The sequence below is a fragment of the Paraburkholderia sp. USG1 genome, assembly GCF_031570135.1.
Taxonomy (GTDB): Bacteria; Pseudomonadota; Gammaproteobacteria; order Burkholderiales; family Burkholderiaceae; genus Paraburkholderia; species Paraburkholderia dioscoreae.
The window spans coordinates 1-16839 of record NZ_JAMWXW010000050.1; the positions used below are offsets into that span (position 1 = coordinate 1).

A 16839-nucleotide genomic window follows, 5' to 3' on the forward strand; every position below is an offset into this window, starting at 1 on the left:
CTCCCCCGCAGCAGACAGAAACCCCACCCCAAAAAGGTGGGGTTTCTGCGTTTACCAACCCCTCCACACCGCCCTTACAGAACCGGATCAGCGCGAAAACCCGACACGAATCCGACACGAACAACCCCCTTCACTCCTTCCCCAGCCGCACCGCCTTCGCGTAGCCCGTCAGCTCCAATTTCCCGGTATTGTCCCGAGATCCATTTCGACTTCTATCCTTTTACAACTGCCCCACACTGGAGCAAAAAATAGCTCCTTCCCACGGGCACAAGCTGTCCTAAAAACAGTTTGATAAATTCCGTCAGTTCTTCCTACGCGCATCGCGTAGCTGCCCGCTACCTTAACATCCATCTCAAAATACTGTATAAATATACAGTGAAAAATCGTTGCTTCATGCTTGCCCGATGTCGGGCAGGGCGGAGCATTCCCTATTCAAGAGCGTGTCTATGGCAGCAGCGATTCAGCTGGCGACGACCGCGCTGTCGTCCAAATTGCGACGTCAGGTGTGGCAGGGCAATGAGCTTGCCGAGGCGGACTCGCGTGTGATTTCCAGCGGTTATGCCGAACTGGATAAGTTGTTGCCGGGACAGGGCTGGTCGGCTGGCGGCCTGACGGAGTTATTGATCGAACATGGTGGCGTGGGTGAAGTACGTCTGCTAGCCCATGCGCTTTGTTATCTGACGAAGCAGGCCGGGCGGCATGTCATGCTCGTGGCGCCTCCATATCAACCATGCGCGGCGGCTTTGAGCGCTTGGGGTGTCGATGTCGAGCGAGTCTTATGGGTGCGTTCGAGTGAAGACCAGGCCCTGTGGGCCGCTGCTCAGGCCTTGAAGCAGGATGGCATTGGCGCGGTCCTGGTTTGGCTGCCGAATGCGCGCGCCGACAAAGTCCGGCGTCTCCAGGTGGCGGCTCAGGAGTCGGCCTCGCTGGCATTTTTGATCCGGCCTATCGAGTCGGCCCGGCAATCTTCCCCGGCACCGTTGCGAATGATCTGCGAGCCGCTCTTGCCGGCCAATGCGCAGACGATCAACCGTCGTCAATGGCTACAGGAGATTGGTTTGTCGATCGACATCTTCAAGCGTCGCGGGCCGCCGCTAGCTGAGCCTCTTCGGCTTGTTTTGCCTTTACAAAGCGTTTTGTTGCCGGAAAACGGGGTCGGCAGTCATCAAGAACCAGAGATCAAACATGCTGTGGATCGCAGTCACATTGCCACTCTTGTCACTGGAAGCGGTGAAGCCTCTCGTGCCGCTCCCGGCTGGTTTGCTCGCGAAGTCGAATCGGCGTGAGTCGCGCGACGAAGCAGGCCAACCCCACAATGCCGAAGACATCGATAAAAGGCATTGCTACGCCCTGGCCGATCATGCGCACATCCTGATGCCGGATTTCGATGCACTGCGCGCCGGCGTGCATGCAGGTCACTCGCGTTCATATGCATTGGCGTTGGCACCGGGGCTTGAACTGCTTGCCGCCGACGCCGCCCGCGAAACTCAGTCGTTCGAATCAATCGCGCTTGCATTGCTGGCGTACACACCGAAAGTGTCGCTTGCCGACGCGCACACCCTGCTGCTGGAAGTCGGTTCCGGTTTGAGGTTGTTCGGCGGCTTGCGCGCGTTGTTGGCTCGGGTGTCCGCCACGGTGGCGGAGTTTGGCTATACGGCGCGCATTGCCTGTGCGCCGACCGCCTGGGGCGCGTGGCTGTTGGCACAGGCGCGCTGTGCTCAGCAAGGGCGTCGCTGGCATGTGGTCAAGGAAACCTCGCTCGCGCGCGTGCTCGATGGTTTATCCGTATCGCTACTGCCGGTCACGCAGGCGCATCGCGATGCGTTTTCGCATGTCGGCTGTACGACACTGGCCGATTTGGGTCAGTTGCCACGCTCGGGTATCGTGCGACGTTTCGGTAGCGGAATTCTGGATCTGCTGGCGCAGGCGTATGGTACGCGCCCAGATCCACGCGAATCGTTTCGGGCGCCGGCGTCGTTTCATGCGCAACTGGAGTTGCCCTCGCGGGTCGATAACGCGGATGCATTGCTGTTTGCCGCGCGTCGGCTGATTGTGCAGTTAGCCGGCTGGCTGAGCGCGCACCATGCGGCGCTCAGCGGTTATACGTTGCTGCTCGAGCATGAATTGGCGTCCCGTCATGCACCGAAGACATCGAGTCTGAAGGTCGCATGGGCCATACCGTCGCGTGATGCCGAGCATCTGATCTGGTTGCTGCGGGAAAAACTCAATCAGACAGTGCTGGTGGCACCGGTTATCGAGTTGAAGCTGGTGGCGGATCAGATCGGTGAATATGCCGGGCAGTCGGACACCTTGTTCCCCATGCCCGAATCGGATGGGGATTCGATTGCACGTCTGCTCGAACGCCTGAGTGCGCGGTTGGGGCCTGAGAATGTGCTGCAGATGTCGGTGCAGGACGATCATCGTCCCGAACGGGCGATGCGCGTTGAAGCCTATCAGGCGCAAGCGTTTTCGCGCAAGAAGCGTTCGCCAGCGAAGTCCCGGTCGAAACTCAAAGCGGACCAAACCTGGCTGACCGATGAGTTGCGGCACGCTGCCGCGGAGGAAGGGCGCGAAGACGGCGAGAGGGCTACACAGGCCAGCCAACACCCATCCAGAACGAGTAACGCTAGCAATACCAACACATCCGCACCGCAACCCAACAACGCACAGACGTCCCTCGACCTACCCGACAGCGCGTTGCCTTCCCAGCCTCGCCCTGTCTGGATGCTCGATAAGCCGCTGCGTCTGATGATGCGTGACCAGCGGCCGATCTATCGCCGGCCGCTGAAAATGCTCACGCGTACCGAACGGATTGAGGCAGGGTGGTGGGACGGCAACCGTGTCGAGCGCGATTACTACGTCGCGGCCGATGACGGCGGCCATATGTTCTGGGTATACCGCGAACGTCTTAGCGGCGAGTGGTATTTGCAGGGTTTATTCGGCTGAACATCATGCCTCTATCCCAGCCATCATTCCTTGCGAAGCAGACACTTGCCACCCATTTGCCGGCATATGCCGAGTTGCATTGCCTGACTAATTTCTCTTTTCTGCGTGGCGCTTCACATCCTTATGAACTCGTCGAGCAGGCGATGTCGCGTGGCTATAGCGCGCTCGCGATCACCGACGAATGCTCGCTGGCAGGCGTCGTTCGAGCCCATACGGCGTTGAAGGAAATGAGGGAGGAGCGGGAGCGTCAGCAGAAAGAGCGCGAGGATAAGGCCAAAGCGGCCAAAGCGGAGCAGGCGGCAGCGCCTTTGGAAGATGCATCGAAAACTGGAGCTATACAACAGGAAGCCGAAGAAATAGAGGATGCCGAATCATTAAAACCCCTCCCTCATCTGATCATCGGCAGTGAACTCAATCTGACTGACGAAATCGGCGAACCCTTCTGCACCCTGGTTGCGCTAGCAACCAACCGCAACGGTTACGGCAATCTTTCCGAACTGATCACGCTGGCCCGCTCGCGCGCTGACAAAGGCAGTTATCGACTCGGTCCGTCAGACTTCACCGATTCCTTGCCCCATCTGGCACATCTGCAGACATTGCCTGATTGCGTCCTGATGCTCGTGCCGCAGCGCGCGGCGACACTCTCGCATACGCTGCGTTGTGCGCATTGGCTCGCATCATTCGCTGCACAGCGTGCGTGGATCGCGCTCGAACTCTGGCAAACAGGTAGCGACGATCTTCAGATCGACGCCTTGCGCATGATTTCAAAAGCGAGCGGTTTGCCACTGGTCGCGGCAGGTGGCGTTCTAATGCATGCCCGCTCGCGCAAGCCTTTGCAGGATACGATGACCGCGATCGGCCTCGTCACGCCGCTATCGGCATGCGGTCACGCGCTCGAAGCGAATGCGGAGCGCCACATGCGTACGCGCGTACGGCTCGGCAAACTGTATCCGCGCGATACGCTGGAAGAAACGCTGCGTATCGCCGCGCTATGCCGCTTCTCGCTGGACGAACTCAAGTATGAGTATCCCGAAGAACTGGTGCCCGTCGGCGAGTCGCCATCGAGTTATCTGCGCAAGCTGGTCATGGCCGGCGCGATGGAGCGCTGGCCTGAAGGCATGGACCTGAAGCGGATCGGTCAGATCGAAAAGGAGTTGGCGCTGATTGCCGATCTGAAGTACGAAAAGTATTTTCTGACGGTGCACGATATCGTGAGTTTCGCGCGCTCCAGAAACATTCTGTGTCAGGGTCGAGGTTCGGCGGCGAATTCGATTGTTTGCTATTGCCTGCACGTGACGGAAATCGACCCTGTGAACATGAACATGTTGATCGAACGATTCATCTCCCGCGCGCGCAACGAACCGCCTGATATCGACGTCGACTTCGAGCATCAGCGGCGCGAAGAGGTGATTCAATATATCTACACGAAGTACGGCCGTCATCGAGCGGCGCTTACTGCATCGCTGATTACGTATCACGCGCGCAGTGCGCTAAAAGATGTGGGCAAGGCGTTGGGGCTCGAGGCGTCGTTGATCGAGCGGATCAGCAAGTCGCAACAATGGTGGGACGGCACGGATGCGGTCGCGGGATATCTGGCCGAAGCGGGCTTCGACGCCAACTCGCACATCACGCAGAATCTGATTCGCCTCACCGGGGAGTTGCGCAGCTTTCCGCGTCATCTGTCGCAACACGTCGGCGGGTTTGTGATTGCGAAAGACAAGCTGTCGCGACTCGTGCCGATCGAAAACGCGACGATGAAAGACCGTAGCGTGATCGAATGGGACAAGGACGATATCGACGCGCTCAAGCTGCTGAAAGTCGACGTGCTGGCGCTCGGTATGTTGTCGGCCATTCGGCGCGCATTGGAATTCGTTGCATTAAGGCGCGGTTTTCCGAAGTTCCGGGTGCAGGATATTCCGCGCGAGGATCGGGCTGTCTACGAAATGTGCGGGCATGCCGATACGATCGGCGTATTCCAGATCGAATCGCGTGCGCAGCAAAGCATGCTGCCGCGCCTGAAGCCCAACAAGTACTACGATCTCGTGATCGAAGTGGCGATCGTACGGCCCGGGCCGATTCAGGGCGGCATGGTGCATCCCTATCTGCGCCGCAAGCAGGGCCTCGAACCGGTCGACTATGCGAAGGATGAACTTCGTCCCGTGCTCGAACGCACACTCGGCGTGCCGATTTTCCAGGAACAGGTCATGCATCTGGCAATGGTTGCGGCGGAATATAGCGGCGAGCAGGCCGATCAGTTGCGGCGCGCCATGGCAGCATGGCGGCGCAGTGGCAACCTTGCGAAGTATCAGAAGGATTTGAACAAGCGAATGCTCAAGCGCGGCTATGAGCAGGAGTTCATCGACCGCATCTGCAAACAGATCGAAGGCTTCGGCGAGTATGGTTTTCCGGAGAGCCATGCGGCGAGTTTCGCATTGCTCGTCTATCTCAGCGCGTGGTTGAAGCGCTACGAACCGGCTGCCTTTCTGGCTGGTTTGCTGAACAGTCAGCCGCTGGGGTTTTACTCGCCGTCGCAACTCGTTCAGGACGCGAAACGTCACGGCGTCAAGGTATTGCCACCCGACGTGACCTTGAGCGATTGGGAGTCGACATTCGAAAGACGCGGTCATGAAGGGCGGCGGATCTCATCGGGCGAAACCTGTTTGCATCGTCAGCAGACCGTACTATCTGCTCAGCAATTGCGCGATCTTTCGCTGCGGCGCCTGACGGTGAGCAGGACGGTCCGGCGCGCCGCACAGCGATTGACTGCCCGCGTGTTTCAACCGTCGGACACCTATGGTGCGCGCGGTCCCGCCGTGCGCATCGGCATGCATCTGATCAAGGGCCTCGCGCAAGGGGTCGCCGAACGCATCATGGCGGCTCGCAACGACGCGCAATTTACCGATGTCGACGATCTCGCGCGCCGCGCGGCCTTGACGCGGCGCGATCTCGAAGCGCTTGCTGCGGCGAATGCGCTGGTCAGTATCGCGGGACATCGGCGCGAAGCGTGGTGGGCCGTGACGGCGCAGCACACGGTGCCCAGATTGCTCCGCGATGCGCCGATCGCCGAAGCGCCGCTGGCGTTGCCGCAGGCAGCAGAAAGCCGCGAAATCGTCGACGACTATGCGAGCCTCGGTCTCACGCTCAACCGTCATCCGCTCGCACTGTTGCGTGCGCGCCTTGCGCGACAGCGTTTTCGCTCTGCCGCCGAACTTGCCGCCTGTCAGCACGGCACGCTGGCGCGAGCGTGCGGCATCGTCACCGTGCGACAACGGCCAGGCACGGCAAACGGCACAGTGTTCGTGTCGATCGAAGACGAAACCGGTTCGATCAATGTGATCGTGTGGCCGTCGCTGGTGGAAAAGCAGCGCAAGGTTTTGCTGGGCGCATCGTTGCTGGCGGTCTACGGCGTTTTGCAGCGCGACGACGGCGTGGCTACCGGAGGCAATCATGCCGACAATGGCGTTCACGCGAATCAGGCCGGCAAGGCGAAACAGAAACACAAAGGCGAGGTGATCCATCTCGTCGCCCATCGCCTAGAGGACCACAGCGAATGGCTCGGCGAACTGGCTACGGCGAGCCGCGATTTTCACTGAGGCTGGCTGGCCGTAGGCAAGCGCGCCGGTTCGGCGTCAGGCTATCGTGCCGGTGCGCCGCACCCATCGCAACATGGGCGACTTCTCGTGGCCGGCCCCATCTGCCCGACGAGACGTTCTACGCCTGCGCGGCACCGCGCCACGGGAACGCGGCCAACACTTGCCGGATCGCCATATCGAACGGTGTACGGCGGCCGATCCCGAGCGCTTCGAGCCGGGTCGAAGCCAGGTGGCAGTTATGCGGGCGCGGCGTCGCATCGGTTGGCGTGCATTGCGGTGTCAGATGCGCGTCGAGTTGCAACGCTTCGGCAAGGCGCACGGCGATCTCGTACTTGTTCATCGGTTCGTCGCCCGACCATTGCACGATGCCGCGAATCGCATCGCCGCGCGCATGCAATTCGAGCATCTGCCGGATCACGAACGCGACGTCCGGCGTGAAGGTGGGATAACGGATTGCCCATGCATCCATGACGGCGGGTTGGCCAGCCGGTGCAGCCGACGCGGCGATCGCCGGCACGAGACTCGTCACGGCCGACTCGGCCCAACTGACGATCGGCCCGTACAGCAGCGGCAAACGCAGCACGCAGCCCAGGTCGGTCGATTCCATCAGCGCGCGCTCGCCCTCGAGTTTGCTGTGCCCATAGGCATTGAGCGGCGCGGGCACGGAATCGTGCTGGTAGGGCGGATGCGTGCCGTCGAACACGTAATCTGTGGAGATCGACAGTGTCCATGCGCCGCGCCGGTTCGCCGCTGCGGCAAGCGTGCGCACCGCATCGACGTTCAGCGCGCGGGCCAGCGCGGGATCGTGCTCGCACACGTCCGGTCGGCGCTCCGCCGCGGTAATCACGAGCGCGTCCGGCGCTTCGCGCTCGACGAACTGCTCGACCGCCCGCGCGTCGCGAATATCCAGCGCGATCTTGCCTGGCGCCGGCCGGCTGAATGCCGTGGCCACGACTTGCCAGCCGGCGTGCTGTGCCAGTTCGTCTGCGAGCGCGCGGCCGAGCAGCCCCGAGGCGCCGATGACGGCAACTTTAAACATGCCGTGAGCTCGCTTAGCGGACTGCGCCGGACGCGCCGGTTGTTGCGCGAGTTGCCGCGCCGGTTACCGTGTAACCGGCTTCGTCGATGGCGGCCTTGAGCGTCTCAGCCGGTTGCGCCGATTCGACCGTCACGCGCCCGGACGCCAGATCCACCTGGACCTGCGCGGCTTCATCGTGTTCGCGAATGGCGTTCGTGACCGCCGCGACACAATGCTGGCAGCTCATGCCTTCAACCTGGAATTCGATCGTCATCGGGATTACCTCGGGAAAATGGATATTGCGATAGTTGAATTATGCCTGCCGATCCGCAATTGAGTGGTGACCTTCCCATGATGGGAAGGTGTACGATCGATCCACATACTAGGGGAAACGCCATGAATATCGGTGAAGCGGCCCGCGTGTCGGGCGTCACGGCGAAAATGATTCGCTACTACGAAAGCGTCGGCTTGCTGGCGGCCAAAGCGCGCACGAGCGCCGGCTATCGCGTATACGGCCCGCAAGAGGTTCATTCGTTGCGCTTCATCCGCCAGGCGCGCCGGCTCGGCTTTCTGGTCGAAGACATTCGACGGCTGCTCGCACTGTGGCACGATCGCTCGCGCGCCAGCGCCGAAGTGAAGACGATTGCGCTGGAACACGTTGCAGAGCTGGATCGACGCATCGCCGAACTGACCGATATGCGCGACACGTTGGCGCACCTGGCCGACCATTGCCACGGCGACGACCGCCCCGATTGCCCAATTATCGAACGCCTTGCCGATACCGACCTGGTTTCAGGGCAGGGTTGTCATCCGATTTGACGTGTTGTGACGTCGGTTCGCAAGCCGAAGTCTGAATTCGCCGCAATTCGAGCAGTGTATGCACCAATATAATGCATAAAAATATAGGGAAACATCATTCATCGAGAAAAACGCATCTCGAATTCAGCGAAATCAATAACTTATGTGCACCGCGCCCGTGCACCATTCCAAAACGGAATGCACGTCATGCGGGCATTTCACTAGTAAGCCTGCACCATCGGTCTATAATTCGGGTTAACCCTTTTACGGGAAATCCCTGATGCCCAATCCACCGGGGATTCAATCTTGATCCTTGGAGAACATCATGTTTGCATACGTACTTGAAAAGCTGAGCACCTGGTTTGAAACTGCAGAACGTACCCGTCGTGAAGAGTACTTGGCTTCGTCTTCGGACATCGTCCAACTTGAACAGCGCATTCGTTCGCTCGAAAGCAATGGCTACTCCCTGTAAGTTTCAAATGCATCAAGTGTGACCTGGCAGCGCTAATGCGCGGCCGTGGCAGTAAAAGCGTTGAGCCCCGTCTGTCTATGCGGGGCTTTGTCACATCTGGGCTGCAAAAATCGCGGCCGGACGGCGCCCGAAAACTATTCGTGGCGAATATCGACTAGCCTCGCGCCTACCGTCGCGGTAAGGTAAAGCGTTTTCCGCGCAATCCGGCTTCTCAAACTCAACCGGTCCGCCCATGTCACCTGTCCGCACGCTTCCATCCATCCTGGTCCTGACCCTTGCAGCCTCGCTGACACCGGTCTTTGCCATGTCGAACGCTTCTGCCGCGTCGACCAGCGCGCGCAAGCCGGTGATTCTCGACTCGCAGAACGGTATCAGCGACGGTCAGAGCGGAACCGTGCTCCAGACCGCGCCGCTTTCGCGGCAGCCGATCGTCGAGGCGCAGCCCATCGCAACACCGGCCGAACTGGCGCCGAATTCGTCGATCCCGATCGTCGTTGCGCCGTATATCCAGTTGCCTGCAGGCGGGGCCATGCCACCGCAGTCGCAGCCCCGTCCAGCGCCTCGTCCGCAATAAGCGCTCGCGGCCCGATTGCTCCCGGCCGCTCTTCTCCCTTTCCATTGACGCTTCCGCGAGTAGCCGTCCGCAGCCGCCGCGCGTACGCCGGCACGCCTGTGTCTCGTGCGGTTGACGAGCCGCAGCGGCATGCACCATTGGGGTTTGGGCGCATGGCGCGGGCGAAACCGTCAGACGACAATCATCGCGCGGTCTATCGCCCGCGACTCAGGTCCGCATCAAGCCTGCGCCGCCGTATCGACGATAAACAGAACAAGGAGACATCGAATGCCGATTTACTGGATGCGACAGGCTGCCAGCGCTTGCGTCACGGTGCTCGCGCTGGTTGCGCTACCCGGCACCGCGCTCGCCAAAGACACGCCGGAGAAGCCCGCGCTGACAATGGCCGTCGGTGGTCTGCCGGGTCTTTACTATCTGCCGGTACTCACCGCTCAACAGTTGGGCTACTTCAAGGACGAAGGCCTCGATGTCACGCTCGAAGACTTCGCGGGCGGATCGAAAGCGCTGGAAGCGGTGGTAGGTGGCAGCGCCGACGTGGGCGCAGGCGCATTCGAGCACACGCTGTTCATGCAGGAAAAAGGGCAGCACTACCGGGCGTTCGCATTGATGGGACGCGCGCCGCAGATCGTTGTGGCGGTGCTGAAATCGAAGGCCGATCAACTCAAGACAATGGCGGATTTCAAAGGCGCGAAAGTCGGCGTGAGCGCGCCGGGTTCGTCGACGGATCTCGTGCTCACCGTGGCTCTGCGCAAAGCCGGCGTCCAGCGCAACGAGATTTCGGCGATCGGCGTGGGCAGCGGCGCCGCCGTGCTCGCGGCGGTGAGCGGCGGCCAGATCGACGCGCTCTCCAACGTCGATCCGATGATGACCAAACTGGCTCGCAGCGGTGCGATCAAGGTGCTGGTCGACACGCGCACGGTGGAGGGCACGCAAGAGGTGTTCGGCGGGACGATGCCGGCGGCGACACTTTATGCCTCAGACAGTTTCATCCAGAAGTACCCGAAGACCACGCAGGCGCTCGCCAATGCGATCGTGCGCGCGGATCATTGGTTGCAGACCGCGAGCGATGCCGATCTGCTGAAGATGGTGCCGCCGGCCTATCTGCTCAACGACCCGACGCTTTATGTGGAAGCGTTCCACAACGTGCGCGACGCCTATTCGCCGGACGGCCTGATGCCCGCGGACGGTCCGGCGACGTCATTGCGCGCGTTGTCCTCGTTCGATAACCGGCTCGATCCGAAAAAGATCGACCTGAACGCGACCTATACCAACGACTTCGCCCGCAAGGCCGCGGCGCAACTCAAGTAGGCGGCGGGAGTGACTCGCCGAGCAGCCGGCTGCGCGCGTCGCGCGTAGCCGGGCACAACGCTCACAGTCCAGACGAACTGCGTACGCCAGCGGTCACGAAAGAGCTCGCAGCCAACCAAAGCTCACCACCACACCATGAAGCTCAGTCGCCGCGATATTCCACCTTGAACTGTGCGGCGTTGTCTTCTCCTAGCACCTTGACGAGCCATGGCATCTGGTCTTTCAGCGTTTTTGCCAGTGTGTATGGCGGGTTCAGGATGAACATGCCACTGCCGAAAAGTCCAAAACCGTCTTCAGGCGGATTGCTGACCGTCAGGCTCACGTGCAGCCAGTTTTTGTCCTGCAGTTTCTTCAACTGATCGGGAAAACGCAGCGACTCAGGACGCCTCACTTGCGGATACCAGACGGCATACGTGCCGGTCGGGAAACGCTTCAGGCTTTCTTCGACACAGCGCAGCGTGCGTGTGTAGTCGCGCTTGTCCTCATACGACGGATCGAGCAGCACCAGCGCGCGGCGCGGCGCTGGCGGCAGCAAGGCGAGAATGCCGTCGAAGCCGTCGCCCGCATACAGCATGGCGCGGCGGCCCGCGTCGCGGAAATTGTGGCGCAGCACGTCGATTTCGGTGGTGTGCAGTTCGAACAGACGCATGCGATCCTGCTCACGCATCTGCCGCCACGCGATATACGGCGAGCCGGGATAGAAGCGTAACTGGCCGTCTGGATTGAGCGCGCTGACTTCGTCGACGTAGTCGGCGAACATCGGCGGAAGATCGTTGCGCTCCCACAATCTGGCGATGCCAGTCCGGAACTCGCCGGTTTTGGTCGCGTAACCTTCCTTCAGCGAATAGACGCCGGCGCCCGCATGCGTGTCGATATACCAGTAGGATTTGTCCTTCTGGCCAAGGTAACGCAAGAGCTGCAACACGACGGCGTGTTTCAGAACGTCGGCGTGATTGCCTGCATGAAAGGCGTGGCGGTAGCTGAGCATGATGAGGAGACGCTGAAAGAGGGCATGCCGCTCCGGGGCGGATTCGGCGCTGCGGATGCAATGCGGCTGCACAACGGGCATACGGCGCCGGTGTGCAGCGCGGCCGCGTATTGTACGCGACGCCGCGATGCGCACCGCGCTTTGCCGTGAGCGCCGCGTAACACGATCCCGGCCGCGATCCGCCGATTCATGTTACGCGCTCTCGGGTGCCACCCCGGTCAGTCGTGCGCGTCGCCGATAATTTCCTCGATCCGCTCCTTGAACTCCGGCGTGATCCGCCCTGCCACCTCGGCGGACTTCATGTTTTCGCCGATCTGTTCGACCCGCGACGCACCCGTGATCACCGTGCTGACGTTGGGATTTTTCAGAATCCAGCCAATGGCGAGCTGACCGACCGTGCAGCCCAGCTCGTCCGCCACTTCGCCGAGCTTGCCGACCACGTCGTTCTTGCCCGCGTCGGTGACCTGCTTGCGCAGCCAGTCGTAGCCTTGCAATTGCGCGCGGCTGTCGGCTGGCACGCCGTTGCGGTATTTGCCGGTCAGCAGGCCGGACGCCAGCGGGCTCCAGGTGGTCAGGCCGAGGCCGATATCCTCGTAGAGCCGCTTGTATTCCTGCTCGACGCGGTTGCGATGGAACAGGTTGTACTGCGGCTGCTCCATGACCGGCGTGTGCAGATGATGCCGTTGCGCGATGTCATAAGCGGCGCGGATTTCATCGGCGCTCCATTCGGAGGTGCCCCAGTACAGCGCCTTGCCGCGAGTGATCATGTCGCTCATGGCCCAGACGGTTTCCTCCACCGGCGTGTTCGGGTCAGGACGATGACAGAACACCAGGTCGACATAGTCGAGTTGCAGACGTTTCAGCGACGCGTCGATCGCATTCAGCAGATATTTGCGGTTCAACGTGTGGTACTGGTTCGGCGCTTCCGCGAGGCCCCAGAAGAATTTCGTCGACACCACATAGCTCACGCGCGGCCAAGCCAGTTCCTTGAGCGCCTGGCCCATGATTTCTTCGGATTTGCCGCCGGCATAGACCTCGGCGTTGTCGAAGAAGTTGACTCCCGCATCGCGCGCCGCCGCGAGCGATTCGCGCGCCGCGCGATTGTCCACCTGGTTGCCGTAGGTGACCCACGAGCCGATTGACAGTTCGCTCACTTGCAGGCCGGAGCGGCCCAGTCGTCGATAATTCATGCATTCCTCCTTGTTGGTGATGCCACCGGAATCCCGCTGAAAACGTCCAGTTTAAAGAGATAAGCTGCAACACGCTTTTTACCGATGGAGTTCACACGGTTCATGCACAATAGCAGCGTTGGCCGCACTGCAGCATCCGGCCGAACGGCCTATGCCGTTTGGCTGACTTCACGCCGCCGGCGGCCCGTGGTCTCATTGCTCATCAACTGCATGGAGGTTCTGGATGTCTTCACTGAACACAAATCTGAATGGCAAAGTCGCGGTGGTTACCGGCGCCGCAAGCGGCATCGGCAAGCAGATTGCGCTGACCCTTTCCGCAGCGGGCGCGGCGGTCGCGATCGCCGATCTGAACCAGGACGGGGCGAATGCCGTTGCTGAAGAAATCAGAAAGGGCGGCGGCAAGGCAATCGGTGTGGCGATGGACGTCACGAACGAAGACGCCGTCAACCAGGGCATCGACAAGGTGGCCGCGGAACTCGGCTCGGTTGACATTCTCATTTCCAACGCCGGCATCCAGATCGTCAATCCGATCGAAAACTATTCGTTTTCAGACTGGAAGAAGATGCAGGCGATCCACGTGGACGGCGCCTTCCTGACCACCAAGGCAGCGCTCAAGCACATGTACAAAGATGATCGCGGCGGCATCGTGATCTACATGGGTTCGGTCCATTCGCATGAAGCGTCGCCGCTCAAATCGGCTTATGTGACGGCAAAGCACGCACTGCTGGGCCTCTCGCGCGTGCTCGCCAAAGAAGGCGCAAAGCACAACGTGCGCTCGCATGTGGTGTGTCCGGGTTTCGTGCGCACGCCGCTCGTCGACAAGCAGATCCCCGAGCAGGCCAAGGAGCTCGGCATCAGCGAGGAAGACGTGGTGAAGCGCGTCATGCTGGGCGGTACGGTCGACGGTGTCTTCACCACGGTGGAAGACGTCGCGCAGACGGTGCTGTTCCTGTCGACCTTCCCGACGGCGGCGCTCACCGGGCAGTCCTTTATTGTGAGCCACGGCTGGTATATGCAATAAGGAGGCGCCCATGGCGCAACGCAATCTCAAGCGGGCGCGCGCCGGCGCGCCCGGCGACGGGGAAGGCGAGGGCGCCGGTCCGGCGCCCGCCGTGCACCCCGGCCGGCACATCCATTTGCCTGATTACGAAACCGTTGCCCTGATGCTGCAAGGTGGCGGTGCGTTAGGCGCCTATCAGGCCGGCGTCTTTCAGGGCCTTCACGAAGCCGGCATCGAGCCGAACTGGCTCGCCGGCATTTCGATCGGCGCGTTGAATACGGCCATTATTGCCGGCAATCCGCCGGAGAAGCGCGTGGAGCGGCTGCGGCAATTCTGGGAGACGATCTGTCAGCCGGCTTTCGGCCCATCGTTGCCCACGTTTATCGAGCACGCGCTGTTCAACTCCAGCGAAGCCGTACGCAAGGCGTTCACGGCAACCCAGGCAATGGGCGCCATCGTCGAGGGGCAAAAGGGCTTTTTCGTGCCGCGCTTCCCGCCGCCGTTGCCCACGGTGTCCGGACCGCCGCAGCTGGCCAGTTACTACGACACCACGCCGCTGAAGGCCACGCTCGAAGCGCTGTGCGATTTCGACCGGATCAATTCGCGCGAAACGCGGGTTTCGGTGGGCGCGGTCAATTGCGGTACGGGCAATTTCGCGTACTTCGACAACACGCACACGACACTGAGGCCCGAGCACTTCATGGCGTCAGGTGCGCTGCCGCCAGGCTTCGCGGCGGTCGAGATCGACGGCGAGTATTACTGGGACGGCGGTTTGATGTCGAACACGCCGCTCTACGAGGTGATCCAGTCCACGCCGCGCCGCGACACGCTCGCGTTCCAGGTCGATCTCTGGAGCGCGATCGGGCCGGTGCCGGACAACATCACCGACGTCCAGGGGCGCATGAAGGACATCCAGTATTCGAGCCGCACGCGTCTCGTGACCGACATGCTGCAGCGGTCGCAGCGTTTCCGGCACGTATTGCACGAGGTGCTGGAACGCGTGCCCGCGGATCAGCGTGACGATCCGTGGTGCAAACTCGCGGAAGATCTGTCGTGTTCGAAGCGCTACAACGTGATTCATCTCATCTACCGTGAGAAAGAATACGAAGGGCATTACAAGGACTTCCAGTTCGGCCTTTCGACCATGCGTGAACACTGGCAAAGCGGTCTGGAGGATATTCGCCGTTCGCTCGTGCAACCGGATTGGCTCGACATGCCGAATAACGACGCAGGCTTTGTCACGCACGATATCCACCGGGATTCGCGCTGAAGAACCGCACGGGCCACAAAAAAACGGCGCCCGAAAGAGCGCCGTTTTCATAAGCAAGTGCAAGTTCCATCAAAGCGCGTGCAATGCGTGCCCGCGCTTTCCAATGCCTTACTTCAATACGTGAGCGATCGCGTTGGCCACCGCGTCCAGGTTGCGCGTATTCAGCGCGGCCACGCAGATGCGACCCGTGCTCACGGCGTAGATGCCGAATTCTTCGCGCAGACGGTCCACCTGCGGCGCCGTCAGACCTGAGTACGAGAACATGCCGCGCTGCGCGTTCACGAAGCTGAAGTCGCGATCCACGCCGCTAGCCTTCAGCCGTTCGACCAGACCGTTGCGCATGGCGCGGATGCGGTCGCGCATTTCGGCCAGTTCCGTTTCCCACGTGGCGCGCAGCTCCGGCGACGCGAGCACTGCCGCGACCACCGAGCCGCCGTGCGTCGGCGGGTTCGAGTAGTTCGTGCGGATCACGCGCTTGAGTTGCGACAGCACGCGAGCGGCTTCTTCCTTGCTGGCCGTGATGATCGACAGCGCGCCGACGCGCTCGCCGTACAGCGAGAACGATTTCGAGAACGACGACGACACGAACACGTTCAGTTCCGCCGCGGCGAACAGACGGACGGCCGCTGCGTCCGCTTCGATGTTGTCGCCGAAACCCTGGTAGGCGATATCGAGGAACGGCACCAGATTGCGCGCCTTGACGACTTCGACAACCTGCTTCCATTGCTCGATGTTGAGGTCCACGCCGGTCGGGTTGTGGCAGCACGCGTGCAGCACGACGATCGTGCCGGCGGCATAGCTGTTCAGCGCGCTCAGCATGGCGTCGAAATTCACGCCGTGGGTGTGCGCGTCGTAGTACGGGTACGACACGACTTCGAAGCCTGAGCCTTCGAACAGCGCACGGTGGTTTTCCCAGCTCGGATCGCTGATCGCGACCTTGGCGTTCGGGTTCAGGCGCTTCAGGAAGTCCGCGCCGATCTTCAGCGCGCCCGTGCCGCCCAGCGCCTGCGCCGTCACGACGCGGCCCGCTGCGATCAGCGGCGAATCGTTGCCGAGCAGCAGCTTCTGCACAGCGGCATCGTAAGCGGCGATGCCTTCGATCGGCAGATACCCGCGCGGCAGCGCGGCATCGACGCGGGCCTTTTCTGCGTCGCGCACGGCGCGCAGCAACGGAATCTTGCCTTCTTCGTTGAAGTACACGCCGACGCCAAGGTTGACCTTGGTGGTGCGCGTATCGGCGTTGAAGGCTTCGTTCAGGCCCAGAATCGGGTCGCGGGGAGCAAGTTCGACGGCGGAGAACAGAGACATGATGGGTGGGCAGCAGTAGTGAAAAGAGGGCGGCTTCGATTGCGGACGGCCGGGGCCAGCAGAGGCGTCCGGCGCAACGCGCAAACGGACTGCGGACAGCGGCGAGCGAGCGCAACTTCGCATTGTAACGAATTCGCGACCATTTTTCGGTCGAGAAAGCCGGCCGGCCGGAAATTTCTGCTTGAAAAACAGGCACTCCGATACCACGTGCCATGAGCGGCTCTGTCCGTGAGACCGTCCGCAAAGGGCCGGAAAACGGCTCGCTGCCGTAAAGGCCGAGGCTGGACACGCAAGCCCGGCTGCCCGTGAGCCAATGCCGTGCGACTCCTGCAAACGGCCGCCACATCGCCTCCGGCCACACCCGCGCGAACCCT

Annotated in this window: 14 protein-coding genes; 9 read left to right on the forward strand and 5 right to left on the reverse strand. The window is 61.3% G+C overall.

All coding sequences use genetic code 11. The features are described from left to right. The first annotated feature begins 446 nt into the window (after positions 1–446). From imuA to NE850_RS37485, 3 genes are read left to right on the forward strand one after another with little or no spacing between them, the layout of a single operon-like run. Positions 447–1286: a translesion DNA synthesis-associated protein ImuA gene (gene imuA / locus NE850_RS37475; RefSeq protein WP_007175575.1), complete on the forward strand. Its 840-nt coding sequence runs from the start codon at positions 447–449 to the stop codon at positions 1284–1286. Continuing rightward, positions 1186–2946: a DNA polymerase Y family protein gene (locus NE850_RS37480; RefSeq protein WP_165185425.1), complete on the forward strand. Its 1761-nt coding sequence runs from the start codon at positions 1186–1188 to the stop codon at positions 2944–2946. The genes imuA and NE850_RS37480 overlap by 101 nt, the downstream gene beginning before the upstream one ends. A gap of 5 nt (positions 2947–2951) precedes the next feature. Further along, complete coding sequence (locus NE850_RS37485) at positions 2952–6539, forward strand: error-prone DNA polymerase (RefSeq protein ID WP_310700241.1); 3588 nt, start codon at positions 2952–2954, stop codon at positions 6537–6539. Positions 6540–6657: 118 nt separating this feature from the next. On the opposite strand, the gene NE850_RS37490 is transcribed toward NE850_RS37485, so the two are convergent. Together NE850_RS37490 and NE850_RS37495 are read right to left on the reverse strand one after the other, a co-directional pair. Beyond that, positions 6658–7578, reverse strand: coding sequence for an SDR family oxidoreductase (locus tag NE850_RS37490; protein WP_310700242.1), 921 nt, complete (start codon positions 7576–7578; stop codon positions 6658–6660). A 13-nt stretch (positions 7579–7591) separates the two neighbouring features. Beyond that, complete coding sequence (locus tag NE850_RS37495; protein WP_007175571.1) at positions 7592–7831, reverse strand: heavy-metal-associated domain-containing protein; 240 nt, start codon at positions 7829–7831, stop codon at positions 7592–7594. Between the two features lie 122 nt (positions 7832–7953). On the opposite strand from NE850_RS37495, the gene cueR reads away from it, so the two are divergent. The 4 genes from cueR to NE850_RS37515 all read left to right on the forward strand — a co-directional run bounded on the left by cueR (position 7954) and on the right by NE850_RS37515 (position 10709). Beyond that, positions 7954–8376, forward strand: a complete 423-nt coding sequence (cueR, locus tag NE850_RS37500; protein ID WP_007175570.1) for a Cu(I)-responsive transcriptional regulator — start codon at positions 7954–7956, stop codon at positions 8374–8376. Positions 8377–8680: 304 nt separating this feature from the next. Next, positions 8681–8827 carry a DUF3563 family protein gene (locus NE850_RS37505; protein ID WP_007175569.1) on the forward strand — a complete coding sequence of 49 codons (147 nt, stop codon included), beginning with the start codon at positions 8681–8683 and terminating at the stop codon, positions 8825–8827. Between the two features lie 232 nt (positions 8828–9059). Continuing rightward, on the forward strand, positions 9060–9401 hold the full coding sequence (locus NE850_RS37510) for a hypothetical protein (RefSeq protein ID WP_007175568.1): 342 nt from the start codon (positions 9060–9062) through the stop codon (positions 9399–9401). A gap of 267 nt (positions 9402–9668) precedes the next feature. After that, on the forward strand, positions 9669–10709 hold the full coding sequence (locus tag NE850_RS37515; RefSeq protein WP_007175567.1) for an ABC transporter substrate-binding protein: 1041 nt from the start codon (positions 9669–9671) through the stop codon (positions 10707–10709). Positions 10710–10851: 142 nt separating this feature from the next. Here the strand turns inward: NE850_RS37515 and NE850_RS37520 are convergent, their stop codons facing one another. Both NE850_RS37520 and NE850_RS37525 read right to left on the reverse strand, forming a co-directional pair. Then, on the reverse strand, positions 10852–11697 hold the full coding sequence (locus NE850_RS37520) for a 23S rRNA (adenine(2030)-N(6))-methyltransferase RlmJ (protein ID WP_035516315.1): 846 nt from the start codon (positions 11695–11697) through the stop codon (positions 10852–10854). A gap of 218 nt (positions 11698–11915) precedes the next feature. Next, positions 11916–12887, reverse strand: a complete 972-nt coding sequence (locus NE850_RS37525) for an aldo/keto reductase (RefSeq protein WP_165185432.1) — start codon at positions 12885–12887, stop codon at positions 11916–11918. A gap of 223 nt (positions 12888–13110) precedes the next feature. On the opposite strand from NE850_RS37525, the gene NE850_RS37530 reads away from it, so the two are divergent. Together NE850_RS37530 and NE850_RS37535 are read left to right on the forward strand one after the other, a co-directional pair. Then, positions 13111–13908: a 3-hydroxybutyrate dehydrogenase gene (locus NE850_RS37530; RefSeq protein ID WP_007175564.1), complete on the forward strand. Its 798-nt coding sequence runs from the start codon at positions 13111–13113 to the stop codon at positions 13906–13908. A gap of 10 nt (positions 13909–13918) precedes the next feature. Further along, positions 13919–15157, forward strand: a complete 1239-nt coding sequence (locus tag NE850_RS37535; RefSeq protein WP_007175563.1) for a patatin-like phospholipase family protein — start codon at positions 13919–13921, stop codon at positions 15155–15157. Between the two features lie 108 nt (positions 15158–15265). On the opposite strand, the gene NE850_RS37540 is transcribed toward NE850_RS37535, so the two are convergent. Beyond that, complete coding sequence (locus tag NE850_RS37540) at positions 15266–16465, reverse strand: amino acid aminotransferase (RefSeq protein WP_007175562.1); 1200 nt, start codon at positions 16463–16465, stop codon at positions 15266–15268. Between the last annotated feature and the right edge of the window lie 374 nt (positions 16466–16839).

What these genes read in the sequence shown, in the direction of transcription:
- NE850_RS37540 (WP_007175562.1), bottom strand. Translation starts at nt 16,465, where the DNA reads ATGTCTCTGTTCTCCGCCGTCGAACTTGCTCCCCGCGACCCGATTCTG.
- NE850_RS37515 (WP_007175567.1), top strand. Translation starts at nt 9,669, where the DNA reads ATGCCGATTTACTGGATGCGACAGGCTGCCAGCGCTTGCGTCACGGTG.
- NE850_RS37510 (WP_007175568.1), top strand. Translation starts at nt 9,060, where the DNA reads ATGTCACCTGTCCGCACGCTTCCATCCATCCTGGTCCTGACCCTTGCA.
- NE850_RS37525 (WP_165185432.1), bottom strand. Translation starts at nt 12,887, where the DNA reads ATGAATTATCGACGACTGGGCCGCTCCGGCCTGCAAGTGAGCGAACTG.
- NE850_RS37520 (WP_035516315.1), bottom strand. Translation starts at nt 11,697, where the DNA reads ATGCTCAGCTACCGCCACGCCTTTCATGCAGGCAATCACGCCGACGTT.
- imuA (WP_007175575.1), top strand. Translation starts at nt 447, where the DNA reads ATGGCAGCAGCGATTCAGCTGGCGACGACCGCGCTGTCGTCCAAATTG.
- NE850_RS37480 (WP_165185425.1), top strand. Translation starts at nt 1,186, where the DNA reads ATGCTGTGGATCGCAGTCACATTGCCACTCTTGTCACTGGAAGCGGTG.
- cueR (WP_007175570.1), top strand. Translation starts at nt 7,954, where the DNA reads ATGAATATCGGTGAAGCGGCCCGCGTGTCGGGCGTCACGGCGAAAATG.
- NE850_RS37535 (WP_007175563.1), top strand. Translation starts at nt 13,919, where the DNA reads ATGGCGCAACGCAATCTCAAGCGGGCGCGCGCCGGCGCGCCCGGCGAC.
- NE850_RS37495 (WP_007175571.1), bottom strand. Translation starts at nt 7,831, where the DNA reads ATGACGATCGAATTCCAGGTTGAAGGCATGAGCTGCCAGCATTGTGTC.
- NE850_RS37490 (WP_310700242.1), bottom strand. Translation starts at nt 7,578, where the DNA reads ATGTTTAAAGTTGCCGTCATCGGCGCCTCGGGGCTGCTCGGCCGCGCG.
- NE850_RS37485 (WP_310700241.1), top strand. Translation starts at nt 2,952, where the DNA reads ATGCCTCTATCCCAGCCATCATTCCTTGCGAAGCAGACACTTGCCACC.
- NE850_RS37530 (WP_007175564.1), top strand. Translation starts at nt 13,111, where the DNA reads ATGTCTTCACTGAACACAAATCTGAATGGCAAAGTCGCGGTGGTTACC.
- NE850_RS37505 (WP_007175569.1), top strand. Translation starts at nt 8,681, where the DNA reads ATGTTTGCATACGTACTTGAAAAGCTGAGCACCTGGTTTGAAACTGCA.